We start from the raw sequence: 21,614 nt of genomic DNA, 5'->3' as shown, positions 1-21,614 counted from the left end.
TTCCACTCCGCGGGAAATAAAATCAGCCGCGTTGAGATCGCACCTCGCCATCGCGAAGATCGCAGCCAGAGCCAACAGAGTTGAACGAGGCGCGACATGGCGAAGATGCGAGCGATCGATGCGGCCGTACGGATCCTGGAGAAGGAAGGCGTGACCATCGCCTTCGGCGTGCCGGGCGCTGCGATCAACCCGCTTTACTCTGCGCTGAAGAGGCGCGGCTCGATCGGCCACATCCTGGCGCGTCACGTCGAGGGCGCTTCCCACATGGCCGAGGGCTATACCCGCGCCAAGGCCGGCAATATCGGCGTCTGCATCGGCACGTCGGGGCCGGCCGGCACCGACATGATCACGGGACTTTATTCGGCGATCGCAGACTCGATCCCGATCCTCTGCATCACCGGGCAGGCGCCGCGCGCGCGGCTCTACAAGGAAGACTTTCAGGCGATCGATATCGAATCCATTGCAAAGCCGGTGACGAAATGGGCGGTCACCGTGCGCGAGCCGGCGCTGGTGCCGCGCGTGTTCAGCCAGGCGTTTCACATCATGCGTTCGGGGCGGCCCGGACCTGTGCTGATCGACCTGCCGCTCGACGTGCAGCTCGCTGAAATCGAATTCGACGACGAGACCTACGAGCCGCTGCCGGTCTACAAGCCGGCGGCCACGCGCAAGCAGATCGAAAAGGCGCTTGAGATGCTCAACGCGGCGGAGCGGCCGCTGATTGTGGCGGGCGGCGGCGTCATCAACGCGGATGCGTCCGAGTTGCTCGTGCAGTTCGCCGAAACCGTCAACGTTCCGGTGGTGCCGACGCTGATGGGGTGGGGCGCCATCCCCGACGATCACGTGCTGATGGCGGGCATGGTCGGCCTGCAGACCAGCCACCGCTACGGCAACGCGACCATGCTGCAATCCGACTTCGTGCTCGGGATCGGCAACCGCTGGGCCAATCGGCACACCGGTTCGATCGAGACCTACACCAAGGGCCGGACGTTTGTGCACGTCGATATCGAACCGACGCAGATCGGTCGCGTCTTCAATCCCGATTTCGGCATCGTGTCCGACGCCAAGGCGGCGCTGGAATTGTTTGTCGCGGTGGCCAAAGAGTGGCGCAAGGCCGGCAAGCTGCGGGAGCGGCAGGCATGGCCGGCGGCGTGCCAGGACCGCAAGCGCTCGATGCTGCGCAAGAGCCATTTCGACGACATGCCGATCAAGCCGCAGCGCGTCTATGAAGAGATGAACAAGACATTCGGACGCGACACCTGCTATGTCAGCGTGATCGGACTGTCGCAGATCGCCGGCGCGCAGTTCCTCGGTGTTTACGGCCCGCGCAACTGGATCAATGCAGGGCAGGCCGGTCCGCTCGGCTGGACACTGCCGGCGGCGCTCGGCGTGCGCGCGGCCGACCCGACCCGCGAGATCGTCGCGCTGTCGGGCGATTATGATTTCCAGTTCCTGATCGAGGAGCTCGCGGTAGGCGCCCAGTTCAAGCTGCCTTACATCCACGTCGTCGTGAACAACTCCTATCTCGGACTGATCCGCCAGGCGCAGCGCGGCTTCGACATGGATTATCACGTCCAGCTTTCCTTCGAGAACATCAACGCGCCCGAGCTCGGGGTCTATGGCGTGGACCACGTCGCGGTGGCCGAGGGACTGGGCTGCAAGGCGATCCGCGTTACCGACCCGAACCATGCGCAGGCGGCGTTTGCGACCGCGCGCGAATGGATGGCCGAATTCCAGGTGCCTGTCGTCGTCGAGTTCATTCTCGAACGGGTCACCAATATCTCGATGGGCACCGAGATCGACAACATCGTCGAATTCGAGGAGGTGCTCGATCTGCCGCTGGACGACACGCCGGCCAAATCGAGCGCGCCGCAATCCGGCAAGCTGCTGCCGGCATAAATCGAGGAGAGTAGATCGTGCCCAAATTTGCCGCCAATCTCACCATGCTGTTCGGCGAGCAGCCGTTCCTCGATCGCTTCGCCGCTGCCAAGGCCGCAGGCTTCAGCGGGGTGGAATATCTGTTCCCGTATGATTTCGACAAGGCCGAGCTGCGCGAGCAGTTGCACCAGCACGGGCTGACCCAGGTGCTGCACAACCTTCCCGCGGGCAATTGGGCAGCCGGCGAGCGCGGCATCGCCATCCTGCCCGACAGGGTGGAGGAGTTTCGCGACGGCGTCGCGCGCGCCATCGATTACGCCAAGGCGCTCGATTGCCGTCAGCTCAACTGCCTGGTCGGCATCGCGCCCGACGGCGTGGATGCGACCGATCTCAACGAGGTATTGGTAGGCAATCTGCGCTTCGCCGCAGATGCGCTCGCCAGGGAGCAGATCAAGCTTCTGATTGAGCCGATCAACACGATCGATATCCCGGGGTTCTTTCTGAACCGGACCGAACAGGCGCTTCAGATCATTGCGGACGTCCGCTCGAGCAATTTGTTCGTGCAGTACGACATCTACCACATGCAGGTGATGGAAGGCGACATTGCGCGGAGCCTGCAAAGACATCTGCCGCGCATCGCTCACGTCCAGCTCGCCGACAACCCCGGCCGCAATGAGCCGGGTACGGGCGAGATCAACTATCCCTTCCTGTTCCGCCATCTCGACGCTATTGGTTATCGCGGCTGGGTCGGGTGCGAATACAAGCCGAGGACGACGACGGTCGAGGGCCTCGGTTGGCACGCCGCGCTGACGGCCGATACCTGAACAAGAAACGACAAAGGGGAGTTGAAATGATCGATATCGGCTTTATCGGCCTCGGCACCATGGGGCGTCCGATGGCGGGTCATCTGCAGACTGCCGGCCACCGCCTGTTCCTGCACGATGTTGTGCCCATTGCACCTGAGCTGGTTGCGGCGGGCGGCGTGGTCTGCAAGTCGGGCAAGGAAGTCGCCGAGCGGGCCGACGTCGTCATCATCATGGTGCCCGATACGCCGCATGTGGAAGCGGTCCTGTTCGCGCCTGATGGCGTCGCGGCCGGGCTCTCGAAAGGGCAGATCGTCGTCGACATGAGCTCGATCTCGCCGCTTGCCACCAAGGAATTTGCCAAGAAGGTGGAAGCGCTCGGCGCCGATTATCTCGATGCGCCCGTCTCCGGCGGCGAGGTCGGCGCGAAGGCGGCAAGCCTGACCATCATGGTCGGCGGACCGGAGCGCGCGTTCAACGCGATGAAGCCGGTGTTCGACAAGATGGGCGAGAACGTCACCCTGGTCGGCGCCAATGGTGACGGACAGACGACCAAGGTTGCCAACCAGATCATCGTGGCGCTGACGATCGAGGCGGTCGGCGAGGCGCTGCTGTTCGCATCGAAAGCGGGAGCAGATCCGGCGTTGGTGCGGCAGGCGCTGATGGGCGGCTTTGCATCGTCTCGGATTCTTGAAGTGCATGGCGAGCGCATGGTGAAGCGCAATTTTGAGCCGGGCTTCCGTATCGAACTGCACCAGAAGGATCTCAACCTGGCGCTGGAGGGCGCGCGTGCGCTCGGCATTTCCTTGCCAAGCACGGCGGTCGCCCAGCAATTGTTCAGTTCCTGCACCGCCCATGGCGGCAAGGCATGGGACCATTCGGGCATGGTGCGCGCGCTGGAGATGATGGCGAACCACCAGGTCGCAAAAGGCTGATCGTCAAGACTGACTCCCCAAGACTGGACTCCCCCTAAGACTGGAACTCCCCTGTGACTGGAACCGCGTCGAAATTTCGGCGCGGCTCTTTTTGCTGCCGCATTGGAACCGGAACCTCTCACGCCGCCAGTGGTTGAAACGCATCGTCAATTTCGCTGGAGGATGCGATGAATAATCGTTTGGCTGTTTCATTGATTGCTGCCTCGCTGCTGGTCCCAGGCGCGGCATTTGCTCAGTCGACCACCGCCCAAGGTGCGGCGGAGGGCGCCGCGAGGGGTGGCGAAGTGGGCGGTCCGGTCGGCGCCATCGTCGGCGGTACGGTGGGTGCGGCGGTCGGCGCAGCCGTGGAAATCCCGAACGCCGTGATCACTTCGATCCCGCGCGATCGTTCTGTCGTGATTCGTGAGGAGGTGGTGGTGGGCGAGCCGCTACCGCCGACCGTCGCACTGCGGACGGTGCCGCGGCACACCGAATACCGCTATGCGGTCGTCAATGATCGTCGTGTGATCGTGGAGCCGCGTACGCGCAGGGTCGTCAGGATCCTCGACTAACGAAGACCGCGTTTCCAAAATAAATCCTCGCGGGGCGTTGTCTCGCGAGGATTTTTTGTGACGGGGGCTAAGGCAGCGATCGCTGGGTTCGCCTGATCATCCAGTCGAGCGCGGCAGCAGCCGCAAGGCCGAGGGATCCCGCCAGCGCGTCGACCACAAAATCTTCCAGGCGTGCGTGCCGGCCGGGCGCCAGGAACTGCAGCACTTCGATCAGGCCGGTGAAGGCGATGACGAGGGCAGCCGTACGCGGCCGGTCGCGCGTGTAGGCCAGTCCGAAGGCCAGTCCCAGCAGCACGAAGGCAAGCGCATGCTCGCCGTTCTGCCCCAGGTTTGAATGGGGCCGCTGTCCCGCCGGTCCGAGCGTTGCAAAGGCGATGGCGGCGGCCAGGCCCCAGGCGAATAGTCGAAGAATGATCGTCATCGCGGTGGCATAGCACGATTTATGGGGCCGGATACCACCATGCGCGCGAACCGGCGATGCCTGTGGTTAATTGCCCTTCAGAGAGGTTCCCGTACGCCCATACCGTGCATGAAGCGCTCCCGGATTTGCACGGGATCGCGGCGGGTGGTGCCTGTGCCCGGCTTGTCGTCGATCCGCACGCCGATCAGCGTCGGGCCTGTGGCCGACATGGACGCTTCGATCAGGCGCTCGAAATCGTCTTCGTCCGCCGCCCAGCTAGAGTGGGTGAGCCCGCTCGCGAGCGCGATGGCGACGATATCGGCGACGGCGGCGCCCGGCGTCGGTTGCGCGCCAGTGATCTGATAGATGCCGTTGTCCATCACCACCATGGTGAGGTTTTTCGGCGCCAGCGTCGCGATGGTCGAGAGCGAACCCAATTGCATCAGCAGCGAGCCGTCGCCCTCCAGCGCGAACACGCGCCGGTCCGGTTGCGCCAGCGCCACGCCGAGCGCGATCGGGAAGGCGAGGCCCATGCTGCCGAGCATGTAGAAATTCTGCGGCCGGTGGCCGGCGGCCCACAGGTCGAAATTGGTATTGCCGATGCCGCCGATCACGGCTTCCTCGTTCTTCAATTTCGAGATCAGCCGCGAAGTGAGATCGAAGCGGTTCATGACCTTGGTATTGCGGGCGGACGTGTCGCTGTTCATGAGATCGCTCATTTGTCGAAGACCTTGCCGCCGGTCAAAAGCGGCGACAGGATCAGCGCCACCGGCGCCTGTGTGGTGATGGCCTGCTTGATGGAGCGGCCGACGATGAACTCGAATTCGTCGAGCCGTGTGGCGGTGTGGTGCTCCATCGCGAGCGAATCCAGCACCGGGCGCATGGTGCGGCACACCAGCGACTGGCCGTAGTTGAATTCGCCGAGCGTGCCGCGCTCGGACACGAACATGATCAGCGGGATCTGATAGGGGATCGCGAGCGACGCCAGCACGTTCGCGAGCGTGGCAAATCCCGAAGTCTGCATCAGCACCGCGCCGCGCATGCCGCCCATCCAGGCGCCGGAGACGATGCCGACCGCTTCCTCCTCGCGCGCGGTGGGGAAGGTCGTGAAGAAGGGATCAGCGTGCAGGTTCCTGATCAGCGTGGTCAGGACGCGGTCGGGCACGTAGGGGACAAGACGGATATCGTTGCGCTTGAGGCTTTGCAGCACGATGCCATGCCAGCTCTTCTCAGAGGCTTCGGGCGAGGTTTTTTCCTCCGCAACCGCCATTTTGGTCTCCCGCGACGCTTATTCGTTGGCGCTCATCCTTGGAGCGGCGAAACTTGACGCCAGCGGCGAGATTGTCAACATGTTCCGAAGTATCCGTGCTCTGCGCCTCGCGCCGCTACAGCCGGTGTGCGACGATGTGAGATAAGTAAGAAAAGATATCGATCGGGAGGGGGCCATGGCTGGATGTATGCGGACTGCCGCCGACGCGACTGCGCTGGCCGCGGTCGCTCCGCCCGTACTTCCGCTGAGATTTGTCACCTGATCGTGGTCCCGAACGGCCATCCCGCCAATCAAGCTCCACGCTTTGCCGAACTGAAAGTTGCCAAGAAAAATGACCGTCAACAACAAGCGTGTGTTCTACGTCAAATATCTCGCCAATGAGATTTACGTTGATATCCTCAAGGCCCGCCCGGACGTGCGGCTCGACCGGCTGGAGAACGAAAGTCCCGATGCGCTCGCAGCGCCAATTCTGGCGGCGGCGCATGCCTATCAGGTCGGCGCGGCGCGTGACGAAATCGCCAGGCATTTCCATGTCGACAAGGACCTGTTGCGGCGGGCGCCGAACCTCCTGATCGTGTCCTCGAACGGCGCGGGCTTCGATCCCGTTGATGTCGATGCCTGCACCGCGGCGGGGGTTCTCGTCGTCAACCAATCCGGCGGCAACGCCAATTCGGTCGCCGAGCATGCGCTCGGCATGCTGCTGACGCTGTCCAAACGTATCCTCGAATCCGACCGCGCGCTGCGCCGCGAGGCCAACGTCAATCGCAATGCGCTGATCGGCAACGAGGCGCAGGGCAAGACCATCGGCATCGTCGGGATCGGCAATGTCGGCCGCCGTATCGCCGAACTCTGCAGCGGCCTGCTGCACATGAAGGTGATTGCCTACGATCCCTATCTGACCGCGGAAGAAATCGCCGCCCGCGGCGCTGAAAAGGTCGAGCTTCACGATCTGATGCGCCGCTCGGACTTCGTCTCGATCTCATGCCCCCTGACCAAGGACAATCGCCGCATGATCGGCGTCCGCGAGTTCGCGCTGATGCAGCCGCACGCATTCTTCATCACCACCGCCCGTGGCTTCATTCACGATGAGGAAGCGCTGTACGAGGCGTTGCGCGACAAGCGGATCGCGGGAGCCGGCCTCGACGTCTGGGACAAGGAGCCGCCGCCGCCGGAGCATCCGCTGCTGCAGTTCGACAATGTACTGGCGAGCCCGCACACGGCGGGCGTGACGAAGGAAGCGCGGGTGAACATGGGCAGGATCGCCGCCGAACAGATTCTCGATGCGCTCGACGGCAAGCGGCCGCCGCGCGTCGTCAATCCCGAGGTGTGGCCGGCTTACGTCAAGCGCTTCGATCGCGCATTCGGATTTGCGCCGAAATAGGCCATCACGTCAGCGAGAGACGATCCCATGATGGCCGAACCGGCAGAGCGCTTTTATGAGTCCCAGGGACTGCGGTTGCACTATGCCGACTGGGGCAACGAAGCCGCGCCGCCTTTGATCCTGGTCCATGGCGGGCTCGACCATTGCCGCAACTGGGATGCGATCGCGCGCGAATTGCAGCCGCATTTCCATATCATGGCTCCGGATCTGCGCGGGCACGGCGATTCCGAATGGGCGAAGGGAAGCAGCTACAGCCTGACCGACAATGTCTATGACCTCACCCGGCTGATGCGTTTTGCGGCGCTGCAGGATGCCGCGATTGTCGGCCACTCGATGGGCGGCATGGTCGCGCTGGCCTATGCCGGTACCTATCCGGAGAGGGTATCGCGTCTGGTCGTGCTTGACGGCGCTTTCCTATCGGGTTCGCAGCCTGCACCGATCGCCGAACAGATGTCGCGCTGGATCGACCAACTCGACCGTATCTCCAGGTATGAACCGAGTGCGTTCCGAACGATCGAGGAGGCGGCGAAGCGATTGTCGGCGCGCAACAAGCGGCTGACACCGGCGCTGGCGCTGCATCTGGCCGGCCACGGCGTTCGGAAGGGCGCTGACGGCCTCTATCGCTGGAAGTGCGATCATTATCAGCGGGCGAGGGCGCCGTATCGGCTGTCATCGGACGAATATGTCGCCTTGTGGTCGCGCATCACCTGTCCCACCTTGCTGATGTGGGGCGACGAAAGCTTTCTTCCCGATCCCGAGGCCGCCGGCCTGCTCGCGCATTTCAGGCAGGCCGAACTGCAGAAGGTCGCGGGCGCCGGACACTGGCTCCATCATGACCGGCTCGATGAAGTCCTCGCGTCGTTGCGGCAGTTTCTCGGCGCGCCGCAGCCCGTTCAAGCACGGTGAGATGAAATGTCAGACAAGATACGCCATGTCCGTCAGCTAAGTCCGGAATCCGCAGGCGAGGCGCCGGGCCGCGGGCGCCTTCGGGGCCGCAACATTCTGGTCGTCGGCGGCGGACAGCGGACGTTCGACGCCGCCACCGATCCGGTTGGAAACGGCCGGGCGATGTCGTTGCTGTTTGCGAGGGAAGCGGCCCATGTCGCTGTCGCCGATTTGAACCGCGCCAGCGCCGATGACACCGTCGGGCACATTGCGGCCGAGGGAGGCCAGGCGTTTTCGATCGAGGCCAACATCGCGCGCGAAGACGATGTCAACCGGATGATCGACGAGGCGATGGAGGGTCTCGGCGGCATTGATGGCATGGTGCTCAATGTCGGCGTCGGGGTCGGCGCGCTCGGCCTCGACGGCGTGGACCTCAAGGAGTGGAACGACACTTTCGCGGTCAACCTGACCGGTCCGATGCTCTGCTGCCGCAAGGCGCTCAAGCACGTCGCCGACGGATCCTCGATCGTGTTCATCTCGTCGATCGCAGCCCTTCGTTCCGGTTCGCAGCTGATCGCCTATGACGCGTCGAAGGCGGCGCTCGGCGGCCTGATGCGCAATGTTGCGAAGGAAGGCGCCAGGCGCGGCATTCGCGCCAACATCATCTACCCGGGCCTGGTCGATACGCCGCTCGGCCGGCACACCAGCGCCGGCCGGCCATCGCGAAGCGCGTCGGGCGTACCGTTCGGGCGGATGGCGACAGGCTGGGAAATCGCCTACGCGGCGCTGTTTTTCATTTCCGACGAGAGCGTTTACGTCAACGCGCAGGCGCTGGCGGTCGACAGCGGCATCACCGGGCTATGAGCCAAAATTCGGGGAGAAGATTTCATCCGCCGGTAGGTCGATCGGGGCAATAAATCCACTGCCGATCGGCGTCCGGACGAAGCGTACATTGCTATTTTCCCTGACATCTCGACTAGTTAGCCGCCTGAGACCATTTTCCGTGTGCGCCCTTTTTCCACCGGCGCCCATGGAAGATGTGAGATGCGACAGGTTCGTTCATTTCTGCGCAACGCCCCGTCCCGGATCGGACGCCGGTTGGCGCAGATCGTCGCCATCGCCGCCGCCAGCCTGCCGGCCGCCGGCGCGTAAAGCGCGCGTCCTTTACTCCTCCGCCATCAAGCTTAATTCCGCCAGCGCCTGATCGAGCGTCTGGACAAGCTGGTCGGCATGTTCGGTGCCGAACACCAGCGGTGGGCGGATCTTGAGCACGTTGCCGTGTGGTCCGGCGGAACTGATCAGCACGCGCCGTTCACGCAGCAAGTTCACGACACGCGCGGCCTCCGCTGCGGCAGGCGTTCCCGTTTGTCCGCCGTGCCGCAGTTCGACGCCGATGAATAAGCCGGCACCGCGGATTTCCGCGATCAGTGGATGTCGCGCCTGTAGCTGCCCGAGCAATTTGACCAGATAGCCACCGGTACGTTGCGCGTTCTGCATCAACCCTTCGGATTCGATCACGTCGAGCACCGCAATGCCGGCGGCGGCGGATACCGGATTGCCGCCGAAGGTGTTGAAGTAGCGCGACCGCCGGCCAAACTCGGCCAGCAGTTCTGGACGCGCGGCCATCCCGGCGACGGGATGGCCATTCCCCATCGGCTTGCCCATGGTGACGAGATCGGGAACGAGGCCGTGGCGGGCAAAGCCCCACATCTGTTCGCCGCAGCGGCCGAAGCCGGGTTGCACCTCGTCGGCGATGAACAGCGCGCCTTCTGTCCGGACGGCTTCGACCGCCGGGCGCAGAAAGCCGGGCGGGTCGGCGAACACGCCGTCGCTGGAAAAGATGGTGTCGACCAGGAGCGCTGCCGGGCGGATGCCGCTCTTCTTCATGTCGTTCAGTGCGTCGCCGACGTGACCGGCAAAGATTTCGCCGGCGTTGGCAGCCGAAACCGGCGCCGGCACCAGCCGCACGTGACTTCCTTCTGGAAGCGAAAGTCCGAGCGAAGGCGATAGCTCGGCCAGCGCGCTGGTGACGCCGTGATAGGCGTTTGCGGTGACGATGAAGCCGGTGCCGCCGGTGCAGGTTCGCGCGACGCGCAAGGCGAGGTCGTTGGCCTCGCTGCCGGTGCAGGTGAACATGACGTGGCCGATCTGGTGCGGAAACGTCGCAAGCAGTTTTTCCGCGAAGTCGAGCACGGTCTCGTGCAGGTAGCGCGTATGCGTGTTGAGCACGGCGGCCTGCCGCGCAATCGCCTGCACGACGTGCGGGTGGCAGTGCCCGACGGATGCAACGTTGTTGTAGGCGTCCAGATAGCGATGACCGGCGGCATCGTAGAGCCAGACGCCTTCGCCGCGGACGAACTGGACCGGCTGGTCGTAGAACAGCCGGTACGCCGGCCCGAGCAGCCGATTGCGGCGCGCGATCACGTCTTGTGTCGAAATGGCCTCATCGGCGGCGGGCATCTCTCTACTCCCCATCGCAGGCGCGTTGAATCTGAAATGCGGCCTGGTCTCTCGACAGTGTCGCCATGCGCTGCAGCCGCGCCCAGGCCGCAGCATTGTTGCGCAGAATGTAGTTCCGGTTAGCAGGATAACGGGCGGCTCGCCAACTGCTGATCACGACCGTCATGGCCATGCGCGTGGCGATCAGGTCGAACAGCACGCTGAATTCGGCCGGCTCGAGCGGCAGCATGGCATGGTAGGCCGCGATCATCTCGCAGGCCGGTGCAAGGGGATCGTCGTTGTCGGCAACCTGATACGCTGCCGTGATCGCGAGGTCGTTGACCCGTGCGGTGCAGGTGAGATCGCCGAAATCGATGATCCCGGCAACGCCGGCATGGGTTTCGGGGTCGACGACGACGTTATGCGGGTTGAGGTCGTTATGGACGGGCTGGTTCGGCAACTGCGGCAGTATCGGCAGCGCACGAGCTTCGAAGCCGCCGAGAACGTCCTCGACCAGACCGCGCCGCTCGGCCGGGACGGCGTCGATCAGCGGCCGCAGTTCGGCGGCGTGCTGAAGGTCCCAAAGCAATTTGTGATTGGCCCCGCTATGGCTGAAATCGCCAAGGCCCCGCGCGAGCCTTGCGGCGCACCGGCCGAGATCGCGCCGCAGCGCCGTCGACCCGGCGACCGCATGCATCGGGGTTCCCGCCAGAAACGACAACAGGCGCACCACGCGCGTCGAGCCGTCGTCGAACGCAACATCAAGCTCCGTCATGCCGTTCCGCGCCGGAAAGATGCGTGGGACCGGCAGGCCGGGGTCCGCGACGGCGAGGTGAAGCAGGGCCTCCGTCTGCAGGTTGGTCACCGCGCGATCTTCCGCGGGGTTGGCAATCTTCAGGACATATTCGTGGCCACTCAGCGCGCGCAGCCGAAAATTTTGATCGCGCTCGCTGTCGAGCCGGTGCACGGCGGCGATCAGGCCGTAGTGCTCGGCCGCCAGTTTTTGGGCCAGCGCTTCCGGGACGGCGGATGCGGCGCGGAGGGTGTCGATCGGGTGAGCGGCAATTGTCGCAAGCGACGAGTCCGGCACGAGAATATCCATTGCTGTCGCTCAGTAGCCGCGTTCGCGGTCGATGGAGTGCGGTGGGCGCCGGCCGGCGCGTATCGCTTCCGCCGTCGCCCGAAACGTCGCCCCGATCGCTTCCACGCTCACTTCGCAGGCATCGTGCGGCGTGACGACGATGTTGGGATGTCGCCAGAACGGATGCCGCGGGGCCAGCGGCTCGGTCGAGAAGACATCGAGCGCGGCGCCGGCAAGCTGGCCGCTCTCCAGCGCAGCGAGCAGATCGGCTTCGACCAGATGCTCGCCGCGGCCAACCTGGATCAGGTAGCCGCCACGGTACATTCGGGCGAACGTCTTGCTGTTGAGGATGCCCTTTGTCTCCGGCGTCAACGGCAGCAGGTTCACGAGTACCTCGGTCTGACCGAGCATGGCATCGAGACCTGCGGCGCCATGAAAGCCGCGCACGCCTTGCGGCGCAGGCTTTGCGGTTCGGCTCCACGCCAAGACCGGGAAACCAAGCAAAGCGAGATCGGCGGCGACCCGGCGGCCGATCTCGCCAAAGCCTAAAATGCCGACCGGCACGTCCTGCGCCCGGCGCAGGGCGATACGCTGCCAGCGTTCCTCGCGCTGTTGTGCCTGATAGGTCGCAAAGCGCCGCTGATGCCCGATGACGTGCCAGGCAACGAAGCCCGACATCATCTGCGCCTGCGCCGGGTCGACGACACGGATCACGTCGACTTCGGGGCGCAGGCTGGGACACGCCAAAATGTTATCGACGCCGGCGCCGATCGAGCAGACCGCCTGCAGATTGGGATAGCGTTCGAATGCGTCATCCGGAGGATGCCAGGCCACCGCCAGCCGGACGTCCGTTGTCGGCCCCTCGTGCGGATGGCTGACGATTTCGATACGGTCGGCGGCGCGCATGAATTGCGGGCCGAGATAGCCTTGAAGATCGAGGCTCTTGCTAACCAGGACGCAGCGCATCGTTCGTGATCCGGTTCATGCCGCCTTGGACGATGACGCCCGGCCGGGTACGGCGGAAAGCAGCTCGCGCGTATAGGCGTGCTCGGGGGCCGCGAACAGCAGGGAGGCGGATTTGAGTTCGACGATCGCGCCATGCTGCATCACGGCGATGCGGTCGCAAATCTGCGCGGCCACGCGAAGATCGTGGGTGATGAACAGCATCGACAGGCCCAGCCGGGCCTTCAAATCCTCCAGCAGGTCCAGCACCTGCGCCTGCACCGACACGTCGAGCGCGGAGACCGCTTCGTCGGCCACGAGGATTTCCGGGTCGAGCGCCAGCGCCCGTGCAATTCCGATGCGTTGCCGCTGTCCACCGGAGAACTCATGCGGAAATCGTTCCATCGCGCTGGCGTTGAGCCCGACGAGACTGAGCAGTTCACCGGCACGCTTTCGCGCTGCCGCCGGATCGACGCCATGCGCGATCGGTCCATCCGTAATGATGTTGCCGACTTTCCGGCGGGGGTTGAGCGAGGCGAACGGATCCTGGAACACCATCTGAATGCGGCGGCGCTGTTCGCGCAGCGTCTTTCCCCTGATCTGGGTGAGATCGACGTCGCCGATCCGGACGGTGCCGGCATCGGGTTCGATCAGGCGCATCACGAGCCGCGCCACCGAAGATTTTCCCGAACCGGATTCACCCACAAGTCCCAGCGTCTCGCCGCGAAAAATATCGAAGCTGACTTCCTTGGCCGCCTGCACGCGCCGTGCGGTGCGGAACCAGCCGCCGCCGGTGACATAGGTCTTGCCGAGGCCGACCACTTCCACGGCCTTGCTGCGGTCGAGCAGAGGCGTCCGCTGCGGTGGCTGCAGGGTGGGAACGGCGGCGAGCAATGCGCGGGTATAGGGATGCTGGGCGCGCAACAGCACGTCGTCGGCGGTGCCCTGTTCGACCACCTTGCCGTGCTGAAGCACGACCACGCGATCCGCAATCTCGGCGACGACGCCGAAATCATGGGTGATGAACATGACGGCCATGTTGCGGCGGCGCTGCAGGTCGCGGATCAGCTTGAGGATCTGCGCTTGCGTCGTGACATCAAGCGCTGTCGTCGGTTCGTCGGCCACCAGCACGGCGGGCTCCAGCGCCAGCGCCATGGCGATCATGGCGCGCTGGCGCTGGCCGCCGGATAATTGATGGGGGTAGGCGCGAACAATCCGATCGGGGTCGGGCAGGCCGACTTCGCCGATCAGGGCGAGGGCCTTTTGCCGGCGCTCCTTCGGTGTCAAGAGATCATGCGCCTCGAACATTTCGGCGATCTGGTCGCCGATCCGCATCAACGGATTGAGCGCCGTCATCGGCTCCTGGAACACCATGGCGATGCCGCGACCGCGCAGCGCGAGCCATTCCGTTGGGCTGAGCGACAACAGGTTCTTGCCCTCGAACTGGATCGCGCCGGATTCAGCCGCAACCGTATCAGGCAGCAGGCCCATCAGCGCATGGGCGCACATCGACTTGCCGGAGCCGGATTCGCCGACCACGCAGAGGATTTTTCCGGCTGATAGTTCGAACGAAACATCATCCACGGCATAGGCGCGGTCGCCACCGGGTGGCAGCGCCAGCTTCAGGTTCTTGATGACGACACTCATGCTCAGCGCCCCCCTTTGGCGAGGCGAGGGTTGAGCGCGTCGTTGAGGCCTTCACCGATCAGGTTCAGCGCCAGCACCGAGAGCAGAATGGCGATCCCGGGGAATACCGTGATCCACCAGGCCTGACGGATGACCGTGCGGCCGGCGCCGACCATGTAGCCCCACGACATCAGATTGGGATCGCCGAGGCCGAGGAAGGAGAGCGAGGATTCCAGCAGGATCGCGGTCGCGACCATCAGCGAGGCCAGCACGATGACCGGCGACAGCGCGTTGGGCAGGATTTCGCGCCAGATGATCCACCAGTTGGTCTGGCCGGTCACGATAGCCGCCTGGACATATTCGCGCGTGCGCAGCGACAGCACTTCGCCGCGCACCAGCCGCGCCACCGGGGGCCAGCTCACGATGGCAATGGCTGTAACGATCGATGCGATGGAGGGCTGCATGATCGCGACCAGCACGATCGCGAGTGCAAAACTCGGCACGGTCTGAAAGAACTCGGTAAAGCGCATCAGGGCATCGTCAACCCGCCCGCCGAAATATCCGGCCGCCGCGCCGAGCGGGATGCCGACCGCCAGCGACGCCAGCGTCGAGATCAGCCCGACCAGCAGCGAGACCCGTGCGCCATAGATGATGCCGGCCATCACGTCGCGCCCCAGCGCGTCCGTGCCGAGCGGCAGATTAGCCATCGTGAACGGCGGCAGGAACGGCCGCTGCACCATGCGCCACGGCGAGGTCGGAAACAGCAGCGGACCAAACAGCGCAACCGCAATCGCAATAGTCAGGATCGTGACGCCGATCATGCCACCGGGATTGCGCAACAGCATTCGCCAGACCTGTCTCATTAGGCGAACTCGATGCGGGGATCGACGGAGCGGTAGACAAGGTCCGTGATCAGGTTGAAGGCCAGAACCATCGCCGAGCAGACGACGAAGACGCCGAGCAGCAAATTGTAGTCGCGCTGCAGCAGCGCTTCGTACATCAGGCGGCCGATACCCGGCCACGCGAACACGGTCTCGGTCAGAACAGCGCCGCCGACCAGCGTGCCGGCCTGCAGGCCGGCGAGCGTGACCACCGGCAACAGCGCGTTGCGCAGCACGTGGCGGCGCTGGATCACGGTGTCGGAGAGGCCCTTGGCGCGCGCGGTCTTGACGAAGTCGAGCCTGACGACCTCGAGCATCGAGGCGCGCGTCATGCGGGCATAGGTCGCCATGAAGAACAGGCCGATGGTTGTCGCCGGCAGAATCAGGTGGGCGGCGACATCGAGGACGTGAGCCAACCCGGTATAGTTTGCGCCCACCGTCTCGTAGCCGAAGCTCGGCAGCCAATCCATCGTGACCGAAAACAGCAGGATCGCCATCAGCGCGACCCAGAACAGCGGTGTGGCATAGAAGATCAGCGCCGCGACCGTGATCGCGGTATCGGCCCAGGTCCCGGCAAAGCGCGCCGCCAATGCGCCGAACAGGATGCCGAAGGCGAGCGAAATCGCAAACGCGGTCCCGGTCAGCAACAGCGTCGCCGGCAGGCGCTGCAGGATAAGCGTCGAGACCGGCATCTGCTGACGAAACGAGAATCCGAGATCAAGGCTGAGAATGCCTTTGACATAGAGAAACAGTTGCATCGGGAGCGGCTGGTCGAGACCGAACTTCTCGCGCAGCTGAGCCAGGAAAACCTGATCGCCTGCGCCGGCTTCGCCCGCCATCACCAGCGCCGGGTCGCCCGGCGCCATCCGGATCAGGAAGAAGTTGAGAACAACGAGCGCAAGAAGGACGACGATGGCCTTCGCGATCCGCTGGGCGATGAAGGAAATCATGTTCTGTCGCTTGCGTTGGAGCAGTCATATCCGGGCGTCAGACCTGAAATCTGACGCCCGACGAACCGGCGATTACTTCTCGATCCAGGCGTCGCGGAAACCGTCGTTCACGCCGATGCCGGTCGTGATCAGGTTCTTGACGCTGCAGCGGGTGATGGTCGGGAATTGCAGTTCGAGCATCCACGCGACCGGCACGTCCTCGACCAGAATCTTCTGCGCCTTGGCGTAGATCTCCCCACGCGCCGCGTCGGGGAAGGCGACCGCGCCATCGGTGAACAGCTTGTCGATTTCGGGATTCGAATAGCCTTCGACATTGTTGAACGGCGAGCCCTTGGCGATCTGGCTGGACACGTAGTTGCGGCCGACGCCGAGCGCGGGATCGCCGTACTGATAGAGATAGGTAAAGGCGATGTCGTAGTCCCACTCGCTGACTTTTTGATTCCAGCCGGGGACGTCGGTCGCGACCATCTCGACGTTGATCCCGACGTCCTGCAGGTTCTGGCGAACCATTTCGGCCCAGCGCTGCCAGGTCTCGCCATAAGGCAAAGGCAGCATGCGAATCTTCTCGCCGTTGTAGCCGGATTCCTTGAGCAGCGCTTTTGCCTTGGTGGGATCGTAGTCATATTTCGGCACCGCGCCGGTGTAGTACTTGATCGCCGAGCCCGACGGGCCGGTGGCGACCTTGCCAAGGCCGTTCCAGACCACGTCCTTGGCCATGTTGCGATCGATCGCAAACATCAGCGCCTGGCGGAATTTCTTGTTCGCGGTGGGGCCGGAGCGGTTGTTCAGCCACAGCCAGGAATGCGGGCTGAAGAACTCCCAACCGGCGCCGGTGACGCAGGTGTTCTTGAGCTTGCTCAGGCGCGGCACGTCGAAATTTTCCACCGAGCCGCCGGGCAGCACGTCGACCTTGCCGGTTTCGTACGCGACCGAACGCGCGGCGGCATCTGGAATCACGTGCCAATAGATCTCGTCGATGTTGGGCTTGCCCTTGACGTGGTAGTTCGGATTCTTGACCAGGCGGATGAACGAGCCCTTCTGCCATTCCTTGAACATGAAAGGGCCGGTGCCAACAGGCGTGTTGTTGGCGGGATTGGTCTTGAAATCGGTGCCTTCGTAGATGTGCTTCGGAATCATCGGCAGCGAGCCGACCTCGAAGATGCCGATGAAGGGGCCGAACGGCTGCTTCAGCGTGAAGACCACCGTCGATTCATCTGATGCCTCGACCTTGTCGAGCTGCACCAGATTGCCACGGGCACGTGCGTGGGTCTGCTTGAGGAAATCGATCGAGAACAGGACGTCCGCTGCCGTGAACGGCTTGCCGTCATGCCAGGTCACGCCCTTCACGAGTTTGAACGTGTAGATCTTGCCGTCCTCGCTGACCGACCAGCTCTCGGCGAGGCCGGGCAGGGGATCCAGTTTGGGGCTGTAGCGCAGCAGGCCTTCATAGATGTTGCCGGCCACCATCTGCGTCGGGCCGTTCTGAACCAGGCCCACCATCAGGCTCGGCGGCTCCGGCTGAATCACGGCATTGACAACGCCGCCTGCCTTCGGCCCCTCGGCCACTGCCGCCGTGCTCAGCATGCAAAGCACGGCGAAGCTCATCAATATCTTTCGCTTGGACATTACTTACCTCGTTCAAAAAAGATTGGCCGGAGCGCGACCGGACTGAGAGTGGCGTTTGTCAGTTCGCAAAATCGGGATCGGTACGTTCAAGCATCCGCTTGAAGGCGGCCCATTCGCTGTCGGGCACGCCATTGGTTTCGATCGCGTCGTAGAAGCTGGCGTATTGGCCGGCCGTCTTGCGGGCCACCGCAGCCGATAGCTCGATGATCTCGGCGCCGGACGACTGCACGGCGAGCTGGGCGCGGCAGGAGCGTTCCAGATTGTGCATCAGCTTGAAGGCCTCGGCGACGGATCGGCCGCAGGTCAGCATGCCGTGATTGCGCAGCACCATCACGAACTTGTCGCCGAGATCGGCGACAAGGCGCGAACGCTCATCGAGATCGAGCGCGATGCCTTCATAGTCGTGATAGGCGAGGCAGTCGGTAAACTGCAGCGACCATTGATTGAGCGGCAGCAGGCCCCGCTTCTGGCTGGCAACGGCGATGCCGGCCACCGTGTGCGTGTGCAGGACGCAGATCGCGTCATGCCGCGCGGCATGGATCGCACTGTGAATCGTAAAGCCGGCCGGGTTGATGCCGAGGCCCATGGGGTCATCGATGACGTTGCCGTCGAGGTCGACGGTCACGAGGTTGGACGCCGTGACTTCCTCGAAGCGCAGGCCGTAGGGGTTGATGAGGAAGCGGTCTTGCCGGCCCGGAAGCCGGGCGGAGATGTGGGTGTAGATGCTGTCGTCGAGACCAAGCCGGTGAATCAGCCGGTAGGCCGCCGCGAGGTCGATCCGGATTTGGAGGGTCTGGTCTTCCACCGCCGCCGGCCATGCCTTTGCGGTGTTTTGCGCTGCACTTGTCATTTCTGCCTTCTGCCCACGTTCAACGTTTTCAGCTTGCGTGGGGCGTGACATTAGGGCAAGACTAAACTGTCGACAATCGACGATTAAAAAATATACACAGACTGACGCGGGTTTAGCCAATGCGACCTATGTCCCTTCCTGTTGGATTACCGGCACTTGCGGACAGCGATCTGGTCGGCCAGGTCGCTCGCATCCTGACCCAGGCGATCGTTCAGGGCCGCCTGCCGCCCGGTTCAAAAGTGGTGGAAGCGGGCATTGCCCGCGAATTAGGCATCAGCCGCGCACCGGTGCGGGAAGCGGCACGGCTATTGGAGAAGCAGGGGCTGCTGGTGGCAAAGCCGCGCCGCGGCTTTTTCGTGCGCAAGCTCGAAATCAGAAACATCGACGAAATCTATGATCTGCGGCTTTGCATTGAGCGCCACGCCAGTGTGCTGGCGGCGCGGAATTTGACGAGCGACGCGCGCGACGCCTTACGGCGGCAACTCGATATTCTGCACAAGACCGCGGATCTCGACGATCCCGCGCGGCAGGTGGAAGAAGACTATCGCTTTCACCGGCTGATCTTCGAAATCGCGGATAACAGGCGCCTGCTGCGGCTGTTCGATGATCTCGCGGCGGAGCTGCGCATGGTCATTGGCCTCATCGGCCGCCTGTACGACGATCCGCATGAGATCGCGCGGACGCACGAGCCGCTGCTGGCGGCGATCGAAGCCGGGCACCCCGAACGCATCACCGCGCATGTCGATCACCATATCGGTCACGCCTGGCGCGAGGTCGGCAGGCTGGTGCGGGAGCTGACGCCTCCGAGCAGCGATGCGGGCGCGGCGCCAGGCGGAATTCTATTGCCCACCAACGGAGTACCCGCGTGAAGGCCGTCTACACCGAACTGCATCGCAGCCACGATCCGCAATTCTTCCTGGTGCGCGGCGTTATCAAGCGCACCACCGAGCAGCCGGAGCGCGCCGATCGTTTGCTGGCAGGACTGAAAGCCGGCAAGCACGATCTGGTCGCGCCGACGGCTTTCGGTCAGGGACCGCGGGCGCGGGTCCACAGCCCGGAGTATCTTCGCTTTCTGGAGGAGGCGTGGGACGCCTGGAGTGCGCTTGGCGATGCAGGTCCTGAAATGATCGCCAACATGCATCCGGTGCGCTACGCCGCCACTTACCCGACCCATATCGTCGGTCGCCTCGGATGGCACACCATCGATACCTCGTGCCCAATCGGTCCCGGCACCTGGGCCGCCGCCTGTGCCGCGACCGATGTTGCCACAACGGCTGCCCAACTCGTGATGGACGGTGAAGACGCAGCTTACGCGCTCTGCCGCCCGCCCGGTCATCATGCCTACCGCGATCTCGCGAGCGGATTCTGCTTTCTCAACAACAGCGCAGTGGCGGCGGCTCAACTTAAGCTGAAGCACGAGCGCGTCGCTATCCTCGATGTCGATGTGCACCATGGCAACGGCACGCAGGGCATCTTCTACGAACGGCCCGACGTGCTCACGGTGTCGATCCATGCCGATCCGACTTTCTTCAATCCGTTCGTCTGGGGATATGCCCATGAACGCGGCGCCGGCCCCGGCCTTGGCGCCAATCTGAACATTCCATTGCCAAAGGGCACCGGGGACGACGACTACATCAAGGCGATCGGCGAGGCGGAAAAAACCATCCGCGCGTTTGCGCCCGGCGCCCTCGTGGTGGCGCTCGGTCTCGATGCCTCCGAGCACGATCCGCTCGCCGGCCTCGCGGTGACGACGGCCGGCTTCCGGCGCATCGGCGCCGCGATCGCTCGATTGGGCCTTCCGACTGTTTTCGTTCAGGAGGGCGGCTATCTCTCCGATATCCTCGGCGCCAATCTCACCGCTGCGCTCGGTGGCTTCGAGGAGGCCCGGTAGCCCGTACATACGGGCTCTCGCCGCATCTGCTGGCAGGTGTGGCACGATGTCCTGTTGGACAATTCTCGACATTGGCCAAGGGGCGATCTAGGCTCAGGGCGCGATGCAACGAAGAACGGTCCGAATGCTGTCAGCTTTGCGGGCTTTGCTGGCTCCATTCTGGAGCTATTCCCGAGAGCGGACGGCTGCGCAACGCGATGCGACTGACAAATCGGCCTCGCCACTTCTCGTTTACATTGTCGCTGTTCTTTTCCTGGTCCTGTCGATTCTAACCGTCGATATGCACCGCGACGAACTGCGGGCGCTCGGTCTTGTCGGCGGAGCGGAACGGATCAATCCGGTCTTCATGAGCCCGTGAAGCCGCCGCGCCGCGGCTACTCGATGACGATGCGCGGCGGGGGCCGGTGTGCCGCGCCGGTGACGATCGTGGTCCAGATATCGCGTGCCATGCCGATGTAGTGCTTCGCATGGACGCCGTCGGGCTCGATCGCGACGATCGGGCGGCCATCGTCGGAGGTCTGGCGGATCTGCATATCGAGCGGAATTTCGCCGAGATAGGGAATGCCGCGGCTTTCGGCTTCCGTCCGCGCGCCGCCGTGGCCAAAGATCGGCGTGACGTGGTTGCAGGTCGGGCAGCAGAAGCTCGACATGTTTTCGATCAGGCCCAGGATCGGAATGCTGACCTTCTGAAACATCGCGATGCCGCGCCGTGCGTCGATCAGGGCGATGTCCTGCGGCGTCGAGACGATGATCGCACCCGCCAGCGGCGCCTGTTGCGCCATGGTGAGCTGCGCGTCGCCGGTGCCGGGCGGCAGGTCGACGACGAGAATATCGAGATCGTCCCATGCGACTTCGCGGAGCATTTGCGTGATCGCCGAGATCACCATCGGCCCGCGCCAGATCATGGCGTTGTCTTCCTCGACCAGAAAGCCGATCGACATCACCTTGACGCCGAAGCGTTCCATCGGCTCCAGCATGCGCGGGCCGAGCTGCCGGGGCTTGCCGCGCAGGCCGAACAGTTTTTGTTGCGACGGCCCATAAATGTCGGCGTCGAGGATGCCGGTCTTCAGTCCGAGCGCAGCAAAGCCGAGCGCGAGGTTGCAGGAAGTGGTGGATTTGCCGACGCCGCCCTTGCCGGAGGCGACCGCGATGACGTGCTTGACGCCGGGAATGCCGGCGGCTTTCGACGTCGCGCGGGCCTTGAGATCTGGAGGGGTGGCGGACACAG

Annotated in this window: 21 protein-coding genes and 1 pseudogene; 10 read left to right on the top strand and 12 right to left on the bottom strand. The window is 63.9% G+C overall.

Going from position 1 to position 21,614, the window contains the following annotated elements; genetic code table 11:
• Positions 1 to 96 precede the first annotated feature (96 nt).
• From gcl to IVB05_RS26475, 4 genes are all read left to right on the top strand, one after another.
• On the top strand, positions 97 to 1,896 hold the full coding sequence (gcl, locus tag IVB05_RS26490) for a glyoxylate carboligase (protein WP_247778916.1): 1,800 nt from the start codon (positions 97 to 99) through the stop codon (positions 1,894 to 1,896).
• Positions 1,897 to 1,913: 17 nt separating this feature from the next.
• Positions 1,914 to 2,699, top strand: a complete 786-nt coding sequence (gene hyi, locus IVB05_RS26485) for a hydroxypyruvate isomerase (protein WP_247778915.1) — start codon at positions 1,914 to 1,916, stop codon at positions 2,697 to 2,699.
• Positions 2,696 to 3,613: a 2-hydroxy-3-oxopropionate reductase gene (locus IVB05_RS26480; protein ID WP_256473452.1), complete on the top strand. Its 918-nt coding sequence runs from the start codon at positions 2,696 to 2,698 to the stop codon at positions 3,611 to 3,613. Before hyi ends, IVB05_RS26480 begins: the two co-directional genes overlap by 4 nt.
• A 167-nt stretch (positions 3,614 to 3,780) precedes the next feature.
• Complete coding sequence (locus tag IVB05_RS26475; protein WP_247778913.1) at positions 3,781 to 4,164, top strand: DUF1236 domain-containing protein; 384 nt, start codon at positions 3,781 to 3,783, stop codon at positions 4,162 to 4,164.
• Positions 4,165 to 4,231: 67 nt separating this feature from the next.
• Here IVB05_RS26475 and IVB05_RS26470 read toward each other — a convergent pair whose 3' ends face one another.
• From IVB05_RS26470 to IVB05_RS26460, 3 genes are all read right to left on the bottom strand, one after another.
• Complete coding sequence (locus tag IVB05_RS26470; protein ID WP_247778911.1) at positions 4,232 to 4,585, bottom strand: VanZ family protein; 354 nt, start codon at positions 4,583 to 4,585, stop codon at positions 4,232 to 4,234.
• Positions 4,586 to 4,662: 77 nt separating this feature from the next.
• Positions 4,663 to 5,271 carry a thiamine pyrophosphate-dependent enzyme gene (locus IVB05_RS26465; protein WP_247778909.1) on the bottom strand — a complete coding sequence of 203 codons (609 nt, stop codon included), beginning with the start codon at positions 5,269 to 5,271 and terminating at the stop codon, positions 4,663 to 4,665.
• An 8-nt stretch (positions 5,272 to 5,279) separates the two neighbouring features.
• Positions 5,280 to 5,834: a thiamine pyrophosphate-binding protein gene (locus IVB05_RS26460; RefSeq protein ID WP_247778907.1), complete on the bottom strand. Its 555-nt coding sequence runs from the start codon at positions 5,832 to 5,834 to the stop codon at positions 5,280 to 5,282.
• Between the two features lie 331 nt (positions 5,835 to 6,165).
• Here IVB05_RS26460 and IVB05_RS26455 point away from each other — a divergent pair, with 331 nt between their 5' ends.
• The 3 genes from IVB05_RS26455 to IVB05_RS26445 are packed head-to-tail and all read left to right on the top strand — an operon-like array spanning position 6,166 to position 8,964.
• Positions 6,166 to 7,215, top strand: coding sequence for a hydroxyacid dehydrogenase (locus IVB05_RS26455; protein ID WP_247778906.1), 1,050 nt, complete (start codon positions 6,166 to 6,168; stop codon positions 7,213 to 7,215).
• Between the two features lie 27 nt (positions 7,216 to 7,242).
• Positions 7,243 to 8,121 (top strand): alpha/beta hydrolase, encoded by an 879-nt coding sequence (locus IVB05_RS26450; RefSeq protein ID WP_247778905.1) that lies wholly within the window; start codon positions 7,243 to 7,245, stop codon positions 8,119 to 8,121.
• Between the two features lie 6 nt (positions 8,122 to 8,127).
• On the top strand, positions 8,128 to 8,964 hold the full coding sequence (locus IVB05_RS26445; protein WP_247778903.1) for an SDR family oxidoreductase: 837 nt from the start codon (positions 8,128 to 8,130) through the stop codon (positions 8,962 to 8,964).
• Positions 8,965 to 9,264: 300 nt separating this feature from the next.
• Here IVB05_RS26445 and IVB05_RS26440 read toward each other — a convergent pair whose 3' ends face one another.
• From IVB05_RS26440 to IVB05_RS26405, 8 genes are all read right to left on the bottom strand, one after another.
• Positions 9,265 to 10,560, bottom strand: coding sequence for an aspartate aminotransferase family protein (locus IVB05_RS26440; RefSeq protein ID WP_247778901.1), 1,296 nt, complete (start codon positions 10,558 to 10,560; stop codon positions 9,265 to 9,267).
• A gap of 4 nt (positions 10,561 to 10,564) precedes the next feature.
• Positions 10,565 to 11,641, bottom strand: coding sequence for a phosphotransferase (locus IVB05_RS26435; RefSeq protein WP_247778899.1), 1,077 nt, complete (start codon positions 11,639 to 11,641; stop codon positions 10,565 to 10,567).
• 9 nt (positions 11,642 to 11,650) lie between these two features.
• Positions 11,651 to 12,586 carry a glyoxylate/hydroxypyruvate reductase A gene (locus IVB05_RS26430; protein ID WP_247778897.1) on the bottom strand — a complete coding sequence of 312 codons (936 nt, stop codon included), beginning with the start codon at positions 12,584 to 12,586 and terminating at the stop codon, positions 11,651 to 11,653.
• 15 nt (positions 12,587 to 12,601) lie between these two features.
• Positions 12,602 to 14,209, bottom strand: coding sequence for an ABC transporter ATP-binding protein (locus IVB05_RS26425; protein WP_247778895.1), 1,608 nt, complete (start codon positions 14,207 to 14,209; stop codon positions 12,602 to 12,604).
• Positions 14,210 to 14,211: 2 nt separating this feature from the next.
• Complete coding sequence (locus IVB05_RS26420) at positions 14,212 to 15,051, bottom strand: ABC transporter permease (RefSeq protein ID WP_247778893.1); 840 nt, start codon at positions 15,049 to 15,051, stop codon at positions 14,212 to 14,214.
• Positions 15,051 to 16,019, bottom strand: a complete 969-nt coding sequence (locus IVB05_RS26415; protein ID WP_247778891.1) for an ABC transporter permease — start codon at positions 16,017 to 16,019, stop codon at positions 15,051 to 15,053. The genes IVB05_RS26420 and IVB05_RS26415 overlap by 1 nt, the downstream gene beginning before the upstream one ends.
• 72 nt (positions 16,020 to 16,091) lie before the next feature.
• Complete coding sequence (locus IVB05_RS26410) at positions 16,092 to 17,645, bottom strand: ABC transporter substrate-binding protein (RefSeq protein ID WP_247778889.1); 1,554 nt, start codon at positions 17,643 to 17,645, stop codon at positions 16,092 to 16,094.
• 58 nt (positions 17,646 to 17,703) lie between these two features.
• Entirely contained in the window at positions 17,704 to 18,495 is a 792-nt protein-coding gene (locus IVB05_RS26405; protein WP_108512952.1) for a class II aldolase/adducin family protein, read from the bottom strand.
• 128 nt (positions 18,496 to 18,623) lie between these two features.
• Between IVB05_RS26405 and IVB05_RS26400 the strand changes: the two genes are divergently transcribed.
• The 3 genes from IVB05_RS26400 (at position 18,624) to IVB05_RS26390 (ending at position 20,744) form a co-directional block, all read left to right on the top strand.
• Positions 18,624 to 19,364 (top strand): GntR family transcriptional regulator, encoded by a 741-nt coding sequence (locus tag IVB05_RS26400; protein ID WP_247778887.1) that lies wholly within the window; start codon positions 18,624 to 18,626, stop codon positions 19,362 to 19,364.
• On the top strand, positions 19,361 to 20,386 hold the full coding sequence (locus IVB05_RS26395; protein WP_247778885.1) for a histone deacetylase family protein: 1,026 nt from the start codon (positions 19,361 to 19,363) through the stop codon (positions 20,384 to 20,386). Before IVB05_RS26400 ends, IVB05_RS26395 begins: the two co-directional genes overlap by 4 nt.
• A 124-nt stretch (positions 20,387 to 20,510) precedes the next feature.
• On the top strand, positions 20,511 to 20,744 hold the full coding sequence (locus IVB05_RS26390) for a hypothetical protein (RefSeq protein WP_247778883.1): 234 nt from the start codon (positions 20,511 to 20,513) through the stop codon (positions 20,742 to 20,744).
• A gap of 16 nt (positions 20,745 to 20,760) precedes the next feature.
• Here the strand turns inward: IVB05_RS26390 and IVB05_RS26385 are convergent.
• Positions 20,761 to 21,558, bottom strand: a pseudogene (locus tag IVB05_RS26385) (Mrp/NBP35 family ATP-binding protein); the annotation flags it as partial.
• Positions 21,559 to 21,614: the final 56 nt, after the last annotated feature.

The organism is Bradyrhizobium sp. 170, assembly GCF_023101085.1.
Classification (GTDB): domain Bacteria; phylum Pseudomonadota; class Alphaproteobacteria; order Rhizobiales; family Xanthobacteraceae; genus Bradyrhizobium.
The sequence above is the reverse complement of the archived record's forward strand: the minus strand, read 5'-3'. Positions and strand labels throughout refer to the sequence as shown.